The organism is Bacillus cereus group sp. MYBK108-1 (genome assembly GCF_051917185.1).
Classification (GTDB): Bacteria; Bacillota; Bacilli; order Bacillales; family Bacillaceae_G; genus Bacillus_A; species Bacillus_A cereus.
The window spans coordinates 263,810-277,747 of record NZ_JBQAHZ010000004.1 but is presented as its reverse complement, the minus strand read 5'-3'; the positions used below and the strand labels follow the sequence as shown (position 1 = coordinate 277,747).

The window sequence follows — 13,938 nt, the reverse complement described above, 5'->3', positions numbered from 1 at the left end:
ACCTATAAATAACAGTGAACTTTTTTAGTAAAAATAAGAATTAAATATTTTCTATACTACTTAATCTATGGGTTACCATATTACTCACTAATCTCATTATTACAAGCTAATAGTGGTTCGTACATCATTATAGCGTGATTCTCTGTTACATATTGATCTTCTATTAACTGTTTCTGTAGATTATATACTTTACGTTGAATCACATTATGTCGTATATAACCGCCCCAGTATGCAGGTTGAATTGAGTGTTCTTTCTCATACACTTCATATTGATAAAGTTGCGGATAGACTGTTCTCCATTCACCAACTAAATGTTCATCTGTCATATAAAGGTGAAGTTGATACGGTTGATCCGTTTCATTTTTAATTTGTAAATCCAAATAGTTATAGGAACAAGTTGCCCCACTCCCAAACGGTTGAGTTCGCCTAGAATCAGGAAAGACATCAAAGCTATGACGATATCGTTCGGTTACTGTCAGTGGTGTATGTAGAGTCATCCAATATATTAAATTTGAAAGCTGACAAAGACCTCCTCCAATACCTGATTGAAAAGATCCGTAGTGTAATACCATACCTTCTACATACCCTTTTTTCCTCGTTGGCTTACCTATTAAACGCCAGTAAGAAAATGTTTCTCCCGGTCTAATGACGATACCATTTAGTTTTTTAACAGCAATTTTCAAATTAACAACCTTATTCTGTTGATACCACATATCTACATCTTTGAGCTTACGAAGTAATATTGTTTGGTGCTGAATTGCTGTACAAGGTAGCTTTTCTTGTTGGAACCTTTTTGCATATGTTTTTCCGTCTGCTAACCACTGAATGTGCCTCTTTGTAGAGTAATACCACTTACCTAGCATAATGCGATACTTAGACCGCTGTTTAGGACGTAAGTGCACTATATTCATTTTATTCCCTCTCTCTTTCTTCAACTAAATTCTAATATATTTCTAATTCAATAAATTACAGTTTTCTTAACTGCATAATAATTTCCGCAAAAAAATAATAAATTTACTCTAGTGGAGATTTTATTTTGATGATTGCTTTATAATTATATAAAACTGAGCTTCAATACAATAAATTGAAATAAACACATTATAAATATAACGGATAACCTTAAATAAAAAATAATGAACATTAAAGAAATTCTAAAGTATTAATATATTTTTCGTAAATATTAATTGATAACCCATTAGACTTTACTATATGTATAACTTCTTATTCTACAAAACGAAATTTTTTAATGTAAGAAAAAACTATACTTTCCCTTTAACATTTATACCAGTCTCATATGGAAAACTTTACAAAACAATCCGAACCCTTATATTTAGAATAAACACAAAAAATTGCCACCAGTTAGCTTAACTGGTTGGCAATTTTTTAACGAGAATGCTTTACAAATAGTTGAATTGCTTCTTCTGGTACATAGCACTTTCCATTACTCTCTACAATAATACTTCCTAATTCATACCCTTTACCATTGATACGAATTATATTTTTGTTACCAAATAATTGTGCTTCTACTTTATTACGTTTTACTACGAGTAACGGGTTTGCTCCTTCGGTTTTGTCGGCTGTTACAGTTGCACCGATTTTCTTAAAGGCTTGTTCACTCTCTAAAAATATTTTATTCGTTACTTCTTCTAAGTTAAAGCCCATCGCTTTCGCCATCGTCTTCGCAATGTCTGTATTTTGGATTAAGCCTTCTGGTTTTTGAGGTCCATAAGAATGTAAAAATACATCCTCACCTGTATGTCCTCCTGTCGTAAAGCCGATATTTGCACGATTAGCCAATAATGTAGTAAGAATTCGTCCTACATCCATTTTCTTTTTTGCCGCTTTTAATTTTTCTTTTTCATCATGAGTTAGATTATCCAAACCGTATAGTTTAGCTACATCTTCTACATTTGATAAATCAGATTTCAGTTTATTTATAGTTCCTTCAAGTGTCATTTTCGCCTTTTTCAATGAATCAATGTATGCAGAAACCGGTGTAGTATTGTATCCTTTTGTCGTATTTCTATTCCCTATAGAGATACCGCTGTTACCATGATCAGTTAAAGCTATGAGCATCGTATCCCCATCTTTCTTTGCAAATTGTAACGCCTTTGCTACCGCTTCATCAAATGCCAATACATCACTAATCATCCCAATTGGATCATTAGCATGGGCTGCCCAATCAGGCTTACTACCTTCTATGAATAAAAAGAAGCCACCTTTATCTTTTGATAATGTTTGAATTGCTTTTTCTGTCATTTGAGAAAGTGTTGGTTGTTCTGGGTTTGTTGCTATACGATCCATATCAAACGCAAGAGCATGATGTGAGAAAGAGCCCCAAATTTTATTAGATTTGGAGTTCAATAACGCATCTTTCGTTTCAACGAAATCGTATCCTTTGTCTTGAATCACCTTCACTAAATTTTCACCATCTTTTCGGATTCCATTACTTTGCATAGGTAGCAGCGCTGCTTTTCCCCCGCCTAATACGACATCTATATTTTGATATACTTGCTGCTTCGCAATTACGTCAAATTGCTTGCGATTGACATGGTGAGCCGAGAATCCCGCCGGAGTAGCATGCTGAATTTCAGATGTAGCAACAATTCCAGTTGCACGACCAGTACGTTTTGCACCTTCTAATACGTTTGCGACCGGCCGTAACTTGTCCTCTTCTTTTATTGGCTCTAAGCTAGGCGAACTTACAATAGAAGGTAATACACCTACATATCCTGAATTTGATTTATTTCCAGTTGCTAATGCTGTTGCTGCTGGCGCTGAGTCTGTAATAGCTGATTCCGCCGAAAACGTACGAACTCCTCCTGTTACAATTTGATCTAACGTAAGCGGTGCCCCTTTATACCAGCGAGCCAATGTTGTCGCCGTTGAACTCGTTCCGTCCATAACCATCATAATTATATTTTTAGGCTGATGTTCTACTTTTTTCACCTTAGCTTTGGCCGCATGATAATTCATCATACTTTCCGTACTTAATACGCTTACTATTATAGCTGCCACTAATAGCAACTTTTTCATCTTCACACCATAATTCAACATGATTGTTCCTCCATAAACTTTGCATTCATTTAAATACACACTATTTCCTTTTCCATACCAAAACCTACATATGTTTTATTAGTTCCCAATTCTCATAAAGCTAACAATAGTTACTTTCCCTTTCTTTCCTTTATTAAATATCGGTATGTATCATCTATCTTATAAAAAAGATTTAACATCCTTTTCATTAATTACTTGTTTAACAATAAATCCTCGATCAAAAGAAATAAAAATTTATTGTTAAACAATAAATTTCGTGTTAAATTAATAAGATATTAAATAAATGAGGTGCTTTTTATGAAACAAGGATCCACACTCTTTTTAAAGACCGTTGTGATTCTGATTGGAATCCCCGTTCTTGCTATGTGCATTTTTTTAGTCCCTAAAATAGGAGCTTTCGCTGCAGAATTATATCCAGATATTGCATATATTAAATATCTTGTATTTATCAATTTATATGCAACAGCAATACCTTATTACTTCGCACTGTACCAAACATTTAAGCTTTTAAACTATATTGATAAAAATAACGCATTCTCAGAGTTATCTGTTCAAGCGTTAAAAAATATTAAGTACAGCGCATTGGCAATTAGTGTATTATATGTATTAGGTATGCCACTTTTCTATCTCGTGGCAGAGAGAGATGACGCCCCTGGCATTATTATTATCGGAATGATTATGATTTTTGCTTCAATGGTAATCGCGGTCTTTGCTGCCGTTCTCCAAAGACTATTAAAAGATGCTATAGATATAAAATCAGAAAATGATTTAACGGTCTGAGGTGAATAATATGGCAATTATTATTAATATTGATGTAATGTTAGCGAAAAGAAAAATGAGTGTAACAGAGCTTTCGGAGAAGGTTGGAATTACAATGGCTAACCTTTCTATCTTGAAAAATGGAAAAGCAAAAGCAGTCCGTTTTTCAACTTTAGAAGCAATATGTAAAGCATTAGAATGCCAGCCGGGGGATATTTTAGAATATCAACCTGAAGATACCGAGTAAAAAGAGTCCTTCATACGAGAAGGACTCTTTTTATTACACATTACGGTGCAAAACTAATTTGACCAGTAAACAATAGGATAATTGCTATGATCCAAAATATAAAAAATGATGAGGACAGTATTAATGAAAGAATAGCAATTCCCTTCTTCTCTGTTCTTTTCGTCATTGTGATTATTGAAAGTATGATACCTACACCTGTCAGGGCAATTGTAATATAATCTCCAACTATATTACCTGCATTGGCTATCCTTGTTGGCGTTATAAAAACGAATAGAAAACACAAAATGCCGATGAGTAAAGATACATAGCTTATTATACTGTACTTCTTTTTAGGAACTATTTCAGTTTTCATACTAACCCCACCCCTTCTATATAGCTATGAATTCATATTAACATGAATAACCATAATTTGGTTAAAATATAAAAAAGATAAAGTAGACGCTATCACTTTATCTTTCGGTTTATTTCTATCTAACAATTAACCTGGCTACTTCCTTAATAAAGATGGACGATCATTCTTTAACCTCTAGTAATTATTATATACAGAAAATAAAGTGAAACTTTAATCAGTGGAGGTTTTGTTCACCCTTCACTGATTATTAGTTGAACCAATCAGGCTACCCGTTAATGCGGAATAAAATGAAAGAGTTCTAAAAAATAAAGACTGTACCTTTAAAATGAAAGATTCAGTCTTTATTAATAACTTTTTTTATAAAGAAAACTCTCTATCACTCACTATCTTAAAAAACTCCGAGTAATGTGATAAAGAATAATCCGCTACATCACAATCACCTTGAAACATACATGTTGAAATACCTAATTCTTTTGCAGGTAATAAATCTAATTCTCTATCTCCAATAGCTAAATCAATATTATGTTTTTTATGTAAATGATTATAAGCTAAAGAGTTGGGCTTTCGTGGAAAGCCATCGTCAATTGTAACCATATCTACAAAGTACTTTTCCCAGCCGTAATATTTAAAAATGTCCATAACCCCTGCCCTATGTTTATGGGTCATAATCACATTTTTATCTGCAAATTTCAAAACCTCTTCGACACCTGCAAAAGGTTTCATATCTTTTGGCGTGAATTTCCCCTTCAAAACTTTAATCTTTTCTTCCTGCTCACATGAAATATTATAATACTGAATTGCATGAGAGTATGATATTTTTAAGTTTTTGTATATTTCTTGTTTTTCTACTGAATCACCTAATATTTCAGAAAGCATCATTGTATATGCAGGATACGTATCAAATAACGTCCCATCAAAATCCCATAAAATATTCATTCTATTCACCTTCTATTTTCAAATCATTCAATGACTAAATCCGCCCTATCCCTCGGCAATTCCGTTTTTAAGTAATAATCCTCTGCTTTCCAATACCTATTTTCAAACTTTGAAAGGTTTTTCTGCGTTTTTTCACTCTCACGTAGAAACCTTGTCTCTCTTGGACAGTCCAAATAGACCATATAATGAAAAAAATCTCTCCATTCTTTTCGCTGCAGAAAAACTCCTTCAATAACAATTACGCCTACAATAGGAATCTGTACTTTTTCCATTTCACATATATCTGTTTCTTCATGAAAGAAAGGTAATTTCAATTTTGTTTCATGTTGTAGCTTTTGAAAAAATTTCCGCCTTAGCCATTCAATGTCCCATTGTAAATAATAATACTCATACCATTCTTCATATCCAGTATGATATCGTTTATTACGCTCCACTATATGATCATCAATATGGAAAATACGAAACGGAATGCCTTCTTGTTTCATATTTTCTTTTAAATTGGCTACGAATGTTGTTTTTCCAGATCGACTTAAACCATCTATACCTAAAATGAATCTATTTTCCCTATGCTTCTTCATAATCGTTATAAGTTCGTTTGTACTCATTACTTCTTCCACTCTTCTTTTAATAAAGAATATAAAATGGTATCATGAGCAACTCCATTTTGAATCATATGTTTTCGAAGTAATCCTTCTTCTTGAAATCCTGCTTTTATTAATAATTTTTGAGAAGCTTTATTTTCTACATATACAACCGCTGCGATTCTTATTAGTTGCAGTATTTCAAATCCGTAAGCTAAAATTGCTTGTAATGCTTCCAATGCATATCCTTGTCCCCAATATGTATCATCTAATTCATAACCAATTTCAGCTCGTTTATGATGATTATTAATTAAATGAAATCCGCACGTTCCGATTAATTGGCCCGTCCCTTTTTTCTCGATTCCCCAGCGAAATACACTGCCCTCTTCATAACGATTTTTGAACGTTTGAATCATTGTTTTCGCTTGCTCAATATTTTGGAAAGAATCCATTCCGAAATAACGTATAACTGATTCTTTCGAAAAATATTGGAACATCGTTTCTGCATCTAATAGTGTAAGTTCTCTTAAGAATAAACGTTCTGTTTCTAGTTTCGGAAATCCCATTTCTCTTTCTCCCTCTATTCTAATGAACTGCAAATTTCAATATAATTTCCATCTGGATCAGCAATGTAGGCAATTGTTTGTCCCCACGGTTTTACAATTGGCTCCACTAAAATTTTAATACCTTGCTCTCTAAATTGCTCAATCGTTTCTTGTACATTCTCAACAACGAATCCTAACTCGAAATGAGAAGACTGTAATTCACCTTCTGTAAGCGGTAGTCCTGTTAATTCTTTCACATCTTGCCGCGTATTCATCGCTAAAATGGTAGTTCCAGTATTAAATTCAATATATGTGCCGTGCTCTGCTTTTATAGGTAACTGTAAAATATCTTTATAGAACTTTAAACATTCCTCAAACTTTTCTACATATAAAATGATGTACTTCATTTTCAAATTCATTTTACATCCCCCTTTGTATCTATCCCTAAAATTTCGACAAAAGTCTCATAAAACCTTGTTCCTTGTAGTAATGAGCAAAAAAAATGAGGCCGATTTCTCGGCCCCCCAGCTTATTGGCATAAAACAGGAGATTTGGTTTGGACATAACCAGTTCGTACTTTTATTATATTTTATTTTTTCTGAATTTTAAATACATTAAACACCTATTTATATTGAGAAAGTTTTTTGCTTGCATAAAATTAAAGATTTTAAGAAATGATACAAATGGAGGTGTATACATATGGAACCAATGCTATGTCCAAGTTGTAAAACGAACCGTACTCGCTTTAATATTCTTGAGCAACAAGTAAAACCAGTCAAAATAAATCCACAAACTGGTCAAGTGGAAGAAGAATACACAAATGAAACGATGAATGCTTTTCATTTGGCCTATCAAGGACCTACATACCGTGTCCAATGTGCTGTATGCGGACTTGTTGAAAACCCTGAACAATTTATTAAACCTGCGCAAAATCAGTCTTTCTAATAAAAACATGATTATCCCTTGTAGAAATAGATTTTTCTATAAGGGATTTTTTCGTTTAATACGTTAATTAAAAATGTATTTCTTCCTTATTATATATTAAAACCCACACCCTTTTGGTAATATTTACATAAGGGGGGGATAACAAATGATTTTAAATAAAAAGATAATGCTTCCATCAACATTTCTACTAGTAACTTGCCACATAGTCATCTTTTACTTTTGGATCTTCGATTTTGAAAAAATAACGACTCCTTACGGTCTAACAATATGGATACTTTCTACTATTTGTGGTCTTTTACTTTATTTCCTTTATAAAAAACAAAAATCTAATAAAGTGATATTCATTGCTAGTTCGTTATTATTAATTACTTCTTCATTTATGATTTTTTTAGATATTGTTACTGGTATCATCTTTGTAACTGTTAGTTCTATACCTTAAATATACAATGTTTTATTATATAAAAAATACCCAACAAAACAAGGATATATAGAAATTAAAGAAGATGATTTCCATTGAATATACAACCATCTTCTTTAATAAATCCAATCTTTGTTACAATATTTCATTTTTTAACTTTTTAATCTTCCAATATACATTAATAAATATATATAAATACATACAACCTATAAATCCTATCATGCCTTTAAATATATAAGGAATTCTAGATTCTGATGGTCCAAGAAAACATAAGTAAAGCGCTGGCATTATTGTTACAAACATAATTACAAAAAACTGTAACAACTCAGTAAGTTTTTGTATCCTCGTTTCCTTCTCTGAATATATATCAGGTAACTCATTTTCCTCTTCTACTTCTTTACAAAAGTAATTCCACTTCGCAAAACTCGTTACATGTTTCCAGCCACACATTTCATATATTTGGATATATTCTTTTTGTTTTTCTGTCGAATCTTTATACTCTAATCTAAAGTCTGCTTTATATACTACATCTTTCGGCTCAGTTTTCTTAAACGTATACATTACGTTATACTTTTGTAACGCCCAGCCTTGTTGATGCATTTTACGTAAATACGCTTCTTCTTTTTCTAAGCTCCATACTGCGAAAGGTTTGAATATCTTCTTTGTCTCCATCTCTCATTCACTCCCCTAATATACTATTTCCATTCCTTACAGATCTCTGCAATCTGTTATACTCGAGCTCTAACACTTCTCTCCCAAACGGCGTTAACTCATAGCACTTCTTTCTGTCTGTAGAGGCAACTTCAACAATTAACTTCTCTTTTAGTAATTTCGTCGTATTTCCATATAAAGTACCAGGGCCGAGCTTTACTTCCCCATTTGTCATCTCTTCTACCATTTGCATAATTCCGTAGCCATGCAACGGCTTCACGAGTGACAATAATATGTAATATGTCGCCTCAGTTAACGGAATATATTTTTGCGCCTTCGCATTCATTATAACTACCTCCGATACATCGATATATGATATATCGACTCACGATACATCGTATATCGATATTGTATAATTATATTCCAAAATATGCAAGAGTAATTTAATAATTAAATATCCATTTCTTTGAATTAAAAAATCATACCGATTTTCTGAATAATTTGTTAAAATATAGAAATATTAGCTCTTTTATAATGAAAGGAATGGTACATATGATAAATAAATTGAAAGAAAACATCGGATCTGTGTTTGTTGGTAAAGAAAATGTTATTGATCTACTGCTCGTTTCACTTCTTGCTGATGGACATGTACTACTCGAAGACGTGCCTGGTACTGGGAAAACGTTACTGGCGAAAACCATTTCAAAAAGTATTGGTGGTAGTTTTTCTCGCGTTCAATTTACCCCTGATGTACTTCCAAGTGATGTAACAGGTATTGAATACTTCAACCCAAAAACAAGCGAATTCGAATTAAGAATTGGACCAGTTATGACAAACATTTTGCTAGCAGATGAAATTAACCGTGCAATGCCGAGAACGCAGTCGAGTTTGTTAGAAGCGATGGAAGAACGACAAGTGACGCTGGAGAAGCAGTCAACTCCTCTTCCGAAACCGTTCTTTGTTATTGCGACGCAAAACCCAATTGAATCACAAGGGACTTTCCCTCTTCCAGATGCACAGCTTGATCGCTTTTTAATGACGATTTCAATCGGTCATCCAACTCCTAAAGATGAGTTACAAATGATGCGACGTTTTCGGAACGATTTACCATTAGAAAGTGTCACATCTGTCATCTCATTAGAAGATATTTTAGAAGCTCAAAAACGAGTAAAAGAAATATTTGTTTCGGAACCGTTAGAACATTACATTATTAAACTTGCTCATGCTACAAGAAATCATGATTATATCGCTAACGGTGTAAGCCCTCGTGCCACATTAGCTTTAGTACGTGCTGTTCAAGCTTTAGCCTTTTTACGCGGGAGAGAATATTGCACACCAGAAGATATACAATTGTTAGTTCCTTCTGTTTGGAATCACCGTATCGTCTTATCAATGGAAGGTGCCCTGCGTACGACAAAGAATGATATTATGCAAAGTATTTTAAAAGAAGTTGACGTACCTGTGGAGATTGAACAAGCATGAATGGACAGCGTGTTGTAACTGTGCCTTTATTTTTTCAACTCCATATTATTCAACTAACCGTTCCAATCGCATTACTTTTCACATTCTTTTTCCCGCAACGAATGCTTATGTTTCTCTTTTTCTTCTATTATTTATTTGCGATTTTTATTTATAAATATGTCGCTTTCATAGAGAAGAAGTTTCAAATCATAAATGAGAAACAAACTACACGGATTTTCCCTGAGGAATCTGGACAGTTTTTTATTCATTTAAAAAATGGAGCCAGCATACCAATCGTTAATGGTGTTTGTTACTTTCATTTAAATTCGTCCCTTATACCGCATAAAGAGCAAGGCATTGAACAAATATCAAAAACGTTATTCTCTTTCCCATTTTCACAACCTGCACATTCGGCACAAAAATGGGGGTTAACATTAACCGCCACGAAGCGTGGTGTGTTTCAAATTGAACAATTTGAATGTGTATTAAAAGATCCATTTCATCTATTAACTGTACATTTACCTGTTTTTGATAAATTAAGGACTGAAATTATTGTGTATCCTTCTCCTAAAGAAGTAGCAGGTTTGCAAGAACTTCAGCAACTTTTGAATGGATCTTATCGAACGAATTTTTCTTTTTACAATGATGAAACATCTATTATCGGTGTAAAGCGATATGAGCGTGAGTCTTTCCGCTCTATTCATTGGAAGGCATCTGCTAAAATGCAACAATTACAGGCGAAGCAATATGAACCTGTAAAAAATTATAGTTGGACGATTTGTCTTTCTTTAGCTGCCGATCGTGGATTTGGTTGGAAAGATAATGTAGAAGAACTTATTTCATATGCAACATACATTTTCCAGTATGCAACGAAGCACCACCTTCCGTTTGAATTGTTTATTAGTGTATTAGCAGAAGGCGGTGCATTACATGTACCGTTAAATGAAGGACAAACACAATATGCAAAAGCTTTAGAAGAATTAGCCCGTATTTCAGATGATAGTACGTTACTTCCGAAACAAGGATTCCTTCATTATGTAAAGAGAAAGAGAGAACGATCGTCTACAATGATATACATTGGTTTACAAAGAAATGAACTCCCTCTTCTCTCGCAGCCAACGTTTCTCATTACTAGTGAAGGGATGGTGGAACCAGTTGAAAACTTGGCTATATCACATTCATGATTTCATTCTGCTCCTTCTGCTTTCATTATTAACAGAAAGAGATGAACTAATTAGTATTGCAATATTTTTAACAACAGGCTATATTGGAGTATTTCTTATTCATAAATTTATGCAGAAAAAAACAACAGGATTTGTAATACTTTTAGTTCTTCAAATCGTTCTTTTCTCTTTATTTTTACCTTTTTCTCTATTTGGCACAATCATATTACCACTATTTTTCTTTATCGTACATGTGGTCGGACCTGGATATCCAGTTCAAAAATCTTTAGGTGGTATTGTATGGTTTGTCGTTTCAGCTATATTTTATGCACCCTTTCCACCGTTGTGGAAACTATTAATGTTAGCCTTGCATCTTATGATTACATTTTGGTTAACCGGGGCAAATCGCAAACAACAACTATTACGTTTTTCTTCTATCATTACGATTGGCTTAATGAGTATATTAATTGTTCATGTATTTCCTTTCATTCGACTTATTTTTGGTTTTATAACGGAAGTAGTCGCATTAGGCGTCGGCTATGCTTTAATGCCATTAATTAAAGCAGCGGAATTAAAAGATACTGAAGATGTTTGGGCAAATAAAGGACATCTCTTAAAACCAAAAATTGAAGACGGAAAAAAAATTCCTGATTTTGATCCAATACTCATAAATAGCACTACAATAATAGTCTGTACAGCTATCGCTATTTACGTCGTTTGGAAAATAGTAAAAAAACGAAAACATTTAAGTTTACCAAATATGCCCGCCTTCGAATCTACTATCATTACTGATAAAGAAGGAATGAGCCAAAATCGTTTTAAACGAAATAAACCGCCACATAACGAAATTCGGAAGGAAATTTTCAAGCTAGAGAGTAAGTTAACCCCTCCTTTAAATAGAAAACGGGGAGAAACTGTTGAGGCTTGGCTAGAAAGAATAAACGATGAAGAAGATGTAAATATTCAAAGTGATATTATTATAGATGCTTATAATACGGTGCGTTATTCAAATAGTGCAAACACTGTACTTCTACATGAATTTAAGGAAGAGATTCATAAGCTTTATGCATATCAAAAAAGTTTGAAGAAACGAAAGAAATAACGTAACAAAAAGACTCCTATATTCATAGGAGTCTTTTTGTACTTCTACGTTGCTTTTTAAATGGAAGCATTCTTCCCTGCTTCAATTTCTAATGACTCTTCATGCCACCAAAGTGTTTCTTCAGGGTCTTCTTTAGCGATTTGGTGTGCTTCTTTTTTCGTTTCTACTGTAGGATATGAACCTTTTAGCGCACGCCCTGAAGTTGTAACGAATAGTACACTAAATACAACTAATCCAATAATACTTACACCTGCTAAATAAAATGCCGGTGCGAGCGGGTTACCAGTTGCATGAACTAAGTATGAACATACAAGCGGTGTTGTTCCACCGAATATCGATACAGAAATATTAAATGAGATCGAAAGTGCTCGATAACGTACATCAGTGAAAAAGAGTGATGGTAATAATGAAGGTAATGTTCCTTCATATACACTTAAGAAGAAACCTAGTACGAAAATACCTGCAAATATAGCTGCAATATGTCCGTTACCTATTAGTAAAAATGCTGGAATTGCAAATACAGTTAAACCAAGTAAACCAATTTGCACAACGCGTTTATTACCAATTTTATCACTTAATTTACCGAAATATAGTGCTAGTGGAATCATAAGTGCCATCGTAATAGAAATAATTAATAAACCTGTTGTTTCTTCGACTTTAAGTACTTGAGTTAGATAAGAAGGAATATACGAAAGAATCATATAATTTGTAATATTAAAGAAGGCGACAATTACTGTGCTTAATAAGAAGTCTTTTTTGTGATATTTAATAATATCCATGAATGAAAATTGTTCATTGTCTTCAGATTCCTCTTGTGCTTTTTCCATCTCTTCAAAGATTGGAGATTCATCTAGATGACGGCGTAAGTATAAACCGACCAAACCAATTGGTGCAGCTATTAAGAACGGAATACGCCATCCCCAGCTGAGCATTTGCTCATCTGTTAACAATAACGTCAAAATGGTAACAATTACCGATGCAGCAATGTAACCTGAGAGTGTTCCAATTTCAAGACCACTACCGAGTATACCACGCTTTTTATCTGGAGAAGATTCTGCGATATAAACCATTGCTCCTGAATATTCGCCGCCTGTAGAGAAGCCTTGAATCATTCGGGCAACTAAAAGTAGTATTGGTGCCCATACACCAATTTGTTCATAGGTTGGTAGTAATGCGATGAATAATGTAGAAAGTGCCATTAAAATAATAGTAGTACTTAACACGATTTTTCGGCCGTACTTATCTCCTATTCTACCAAAGAATACACCTCCGATTGGTCGAACGAGAAAGGCTGCTGCAAATGTACCGAATGTAAGTACAAGTTGCAATCCACTATTATCAACACCAGAGAAGAATAATTGACTTAAAATTACCGCTAAATACGCGTATAATCCGAAGTCAAACCACTCCATTGCGTTCCCTATACCAGTAGCAATTACTGCTTTCCTGGCTTGTTTAGGATTAACAATATTAACGTCTTGAGGTTCAAAATTTAAATCATTATTTTGTTGCATATAATAAAACAGCTCCTTATTTAATTTAACTTCTTTAAGCACACCTTCTCTTATTGAATAAAATTAATTCGAAGCACTTAAGGAAAAGCAACGTCTCCTTATCTGTTATTATTATTTCACATAATTAATTATTTGTCCAATTAAATGCTCTTTTTATATAAAATTAAACCCTGTTTAACTTGTTATAAAATGACGTTTAGCTTATAT

17 protein-coding genes are annotated in these 13,938 nt (G+C 33.4%); 7 read left to right on the top strand and 10 right to left on the bottom strand.

The annotated features are described in order from the left end of the window. Positions 1-80: 80 nt before the first annotated feature. On the bottom strand, positions 81-911 hold the full coding sequence (locus ACTFSL_RS09690; protein ID WP_001028236.1) for a VanW family protein: 831 nt from the start codon (positions 909-911) through the stop codon (positions 81-83). Between the two features lie 472 nt (positions 912-1,383). Next, entirely contained in the window at positions 1,384-3,057 is a 1,674-nt protein-coding gene (locus ACTFSL_RS09685; protein WP_088339134.1) for an alkaline phosphatase, read from the bottom strand. 297 nt (positions 3,058-3,354) lie between these two features. On the opposite strand from ACTFSL_RS09685, the gene ACTFSL_RS09680 reads away from it, so the two are divergent. Continuing rightward, positions 3,355-3,837 (top strand): DUF2975 domain-containing protein, encoded by a 483-nt coding sequence (locus ACTFSL_RS09680; protein ID WP_000809113.1) that lies wholly within the window; start codon positions 3,355-3,357, stop codon positions 3,835-3,837. Positions 3,838-3,847: 10 nt separating this feature from the next. Then, positions 3,848-4,063: a helix-turn-helix domain-containing protein gene (locus tag ACTFSL_RS09675; RefSeq protein ID WP_000974619.1), complete on the top strand. Its 216-nt coding sequence runs from the start codon at positions 3,848-3,850 to the stop codon at positions 4,061-4,063. Between the two features lie 40 nt (positions 4,064-4,103). Here ACTFSL_RS09675 and ACTFSL_RS09670 read toward each other — a convergent pair whose 3' ends face one another. The 5 genes from ACTFSL_RS09670 to ACTFSL_RS09650 form a co-directional block, all read right to left on the bottom strand. Continuing rightward, positions 4,104-4,415, bottom strand: a complete 312-nt coding sequence (locus ACTFSL_RS09670) for a hypothetical protein (protein ID WP_000845558.1) — start codon at positions 4,413-4,415, stop codon at positions 4,104-4,106. 357 nt (positions 4,416-4,772) lie between these two features. Continuing rightward, positions 4,773-5,351: an HAD-IA family hydrolase gene (locus ACTFSL_RS09665; RefSeq protein WP_078421366.1), complete on the bottom strand. Its 579-nt coding sequence runs from the start codon at positions 5,349-5,351 to the stop codon at positions 4,773-4,775. A gap of 23 nt (positions 5,352-5,374) precedes the next feature. Beyond that, entirely contained in the window at positions 5,375-5,956 is a 582-nt protein-coding gene (locus ACTFSL_RS09660) for a kinase (protein ID WP_000106114.1), read from the bottom strand. Next, on the bottom strand, positions 5,956-6,498 hold the full coding sequence (locus ACTFSL_RS09655) for a GNAT family N-acetyltransferase (RefSeq protein ID WP_000506638.1): 543 nt from the start codon (positions 6,496-6,498) through the stop codon (positions 5,956-5,958). Before ACTFSL_RS09655 ends, ACTFSL_RS09660 begins: the two co-directional genes overlap by 1 nt. A 14-nt stretch (positions 6,499-6,512) precedes the next feature. Further along, a complete protein-coding gene (locus tag ACTFSL_RS09650; RefSeq protein ID WP_001049849.1) occupies positions 6,513-6,896 on the bottom strand; it encodes a glyoxalase/bleomycin resistance/dioxygenase family protein in 384 nt (127 codons plus the stop codon). A 280-nt stretch (positions 6,897-7,176) separates the two neighbouring features. On the opposite strand from ACTFSL_RS09650, the gene ACTFSL_RS09645 reads away from it, so the two are divergent. Together ACTFSL_RS09645 and ACTFSL_RS09640 are read left to right on the top strand one after the other, a co-directional pair. Then, positions 7,177-7,422: a DNA alkylation repair protein gene (locus tag ACTFSL_RS09645; protein ID WP_440041589.1), complete on the top strand. Its 246-nt coding sequence runs from the start codon at positions 7,177-7,179 to the stop codon at positions 7,420-7,422. A 145-nt stretch (positions 7,423-7,567) separates the two neighbouring features. Then, positions 7,568-7,861 carry a hypothetical protein gene (locus tag ACTFSL_RS09640; protein WP_440041588.1) on the top strand — a complete coding sequence of 98 codons (294 nt, stop codon included), beginning with the start codon at positions 7,568-7,570 and terminating at the stop codon, positions 7,859-7,861. A gap of 114 nt (positions 7,862-7,975) precedes the next feature. On the opposite strand, the gene ACTFSL_RS09635 is transcribed toward ACTFSL_RS09640, so the two are convergent. Continuing rightward, positions 7,976-8,512: a DUF2812 domain-containing protein gene (locus ACTFSL_RS09635; protein ID WP_000448311.1), complete on the bottom strand. Its 537-nt coding sequence runs from the start codon at positions 8,510-8,512 to the stop codon at positions 7,976-7,978. Positions 8,513-8,519: 7 nt separating this feature from the next. Next, on the bottom strand, positions 8,520-8,837 hold the full coding sequence (locus ACTFSL_RS09630; protein WP_000991882.1) for a PadR family transcriptional regulator: 318 nt from the start codon (positions 8,835-8,837) through the stop codon (positions 8,520-8,522). 206 nt (positions 8,838-9,043) lie between these two features. Between ACTFSL_RS09630 and ACTFSL_RS09625 the strand changes: the two genes are divergently transcribed. The 3 genes from ACTFSL_RS09625 to ACTFSL_RS09615 are packed head-to-tail and all read left to right on the top strand — an operon-like array spanning position 9,044 to position 12,217. After that, positions 9,044-9,973, top strand: a complete 930-nt coding sequence (locus ACTFSL_RS09625) for an AAA family ATPase (RefSeq protein ID WP_000608784.1) — start codon at positions 9,044-9,046, stop codon at positions 9,971-9,973. After that, on the top strand, positions 9,970-11,136 hold the full coding sequence (locus tag ACTFSL_RS09620; RefSeq protein WP_088339138.1) for a DUF58 domain-containing protein: 1,167 nt from the start codon (positions 9,970-9,972) through the stop codon (positions 11,134-11,136). The genes ACTFSL_RS09625 and ACTFSL_RS09620 overlap by 4 nt, the downstream gene beginning before the upstream one ends. Next, a complete protein-coding gene (locus ACTFSL_RS09615) occupies positions 11,108-12,217 on the top strand; it encodes a DUF4018 domain-containing protein (protein ID WP_078421361.1) in 1,110 nt (369 codons plus the stop codon). The genes ACTFSL_RS09620 and ACTFSL_RS09615 overlap by 29 nt, the downstream gene beginning before the upstream one ends. A gap of 56 nt (positions 12,218-12,273) precedes the next feature. On the opposite strand, the gene ACTFSL_RS09610 is transcribed toward ACTFSL_RS09615, so the two are convergent. Beyond that, positions 12,274-13,731 (bottom strand): MFS transporter, encoded by a 1,458-nt coding sequence (locus tag ACTFSL_RS09610; RefSeq protein WP_001186926.1) that lies wholly within the window; start codon positions 13,729-13,731, stop codon positions 12,274-12,276. Positions 13,732-13,938: the final 207 nt, after the last annotated feature.

Excerpts from the sequence above, each read along its gene's own strand:
- ACTFSL_RS09680 (WP_000809113.1), top strand. The coding sequence starts at position 3,355 with ATGAAACAAGGATCCACACTCTTTTTAAAGACCGTTGTGATTCTGATT.
- ACTFSL_RS09610 (WP_001186926.1), bottom strand. The coding sequence starts at position 13,731 with ATGCAACAAAATAATGATTTAAATTTTGAACCTCAAGACGTTAATATT.
- ACTFSL_RS09690 (WP_001028236.1), bottom strand. The coding sequence starts at position 911 with ATGAATATAGTGCACTTACGTCCTAAACAGCGGTCTAAGTATCGCATT.
- ACTFSL_RS09640 (WP_440041588.1), top strand. The coding sequence starts at position 7,568 with ATGATTTTAAATAAAAAGATAATGCTTCCATCAACATTTCTACTAGTA.
- ACTFSL_RS09660 (WP_000106114.1), bottom strand. The coding sequence starts at position 5,956 with ATGAGTACAAACGAACTTATAACGATTATGAAGAAGCATAGGGAAAAT.
- ACTFSL_RS09645 (WP_440041589.1), top strand. The coding sequence starts at position 7,177 with ATGGAACCAATGCTATGTCCAAGTTGTAAAACGAACCGTACTCGCTTT.
- ACTFSL_RS09665 (WP_078421366.1), bottom strand. The coding sequence starts at position 5,351 with ATGAATATTTTATGGGATTTTGATGGGACGTTATTTGATACGTATCCT.
- ACTFSL_RS09620 (WP_088339138.1), top strand. The coding sequence starts at position 9,970 with ATGAATGGACAGCGTGTTGTAACTGTGCCTTTATTTTTTCAACTCCAT.
- ACTFSL_RS09635 (WP_000448311.1), bottom strand. The coding sequence starts at position 8,512 with ATGGAGACAAAGAAGATATTCAAACCTTTCGCAGTATGGAGCTTAGAA.
- ACTFSL_RS09685 (WP_088339134.1), bottom strand. The coding sequence starts at position 3,057 with ATGTTGAATTATGGTGTGAAGATGAAAAAGTTGCTATTAGTGGCAGCT.
- ACTFSL_RS09650 (WP_001049849.1), bottom strand. The coding sequence starts at position 6,896 with ATGAATTTGAAAATGAAGTACATCATTTTATATGTAGAAAAGTTTGAG.
- ACTFSL_RS09655 (WP_000506638.1), bottom strand. The coding sequence starts at position 6,498 with ATGGGATTTCCGAAACTAGAAACAGAACGTTTATTCTTAAGAGAACTT.
- ACTFSL_RS09625 (WP_000608784.1), top strand. The coding sequence starts at position 9,044 with ATGATAAATAAATTGAAAGAAAACATCGGATCTGTGTTTGTTGGTAAA.
- ACTFSL_RS09670 (WP_000845558.1), bottom strand. The coding sequence starts at position 4,415 with ATGAAAACTGAAATAGTTCCTAAAAAGAAGTACAGTATAATAAGCTAT.
- ACTFSL_RS09630 (WP_000991882.1), bottom strand. The coding sequence starts at position 8,837 with ATGAATGCGAAGGCGCAAAAATATATTCCGTTAACTGAGGCGACATAT.
- ACTFSL_RS09675 (WP_000974619.1), top strand. The coding sequence starts at position 3,848 with ATGGCAATTATTATTAATATTGATGTAATGTTAGCGAAAAGAAAAATG.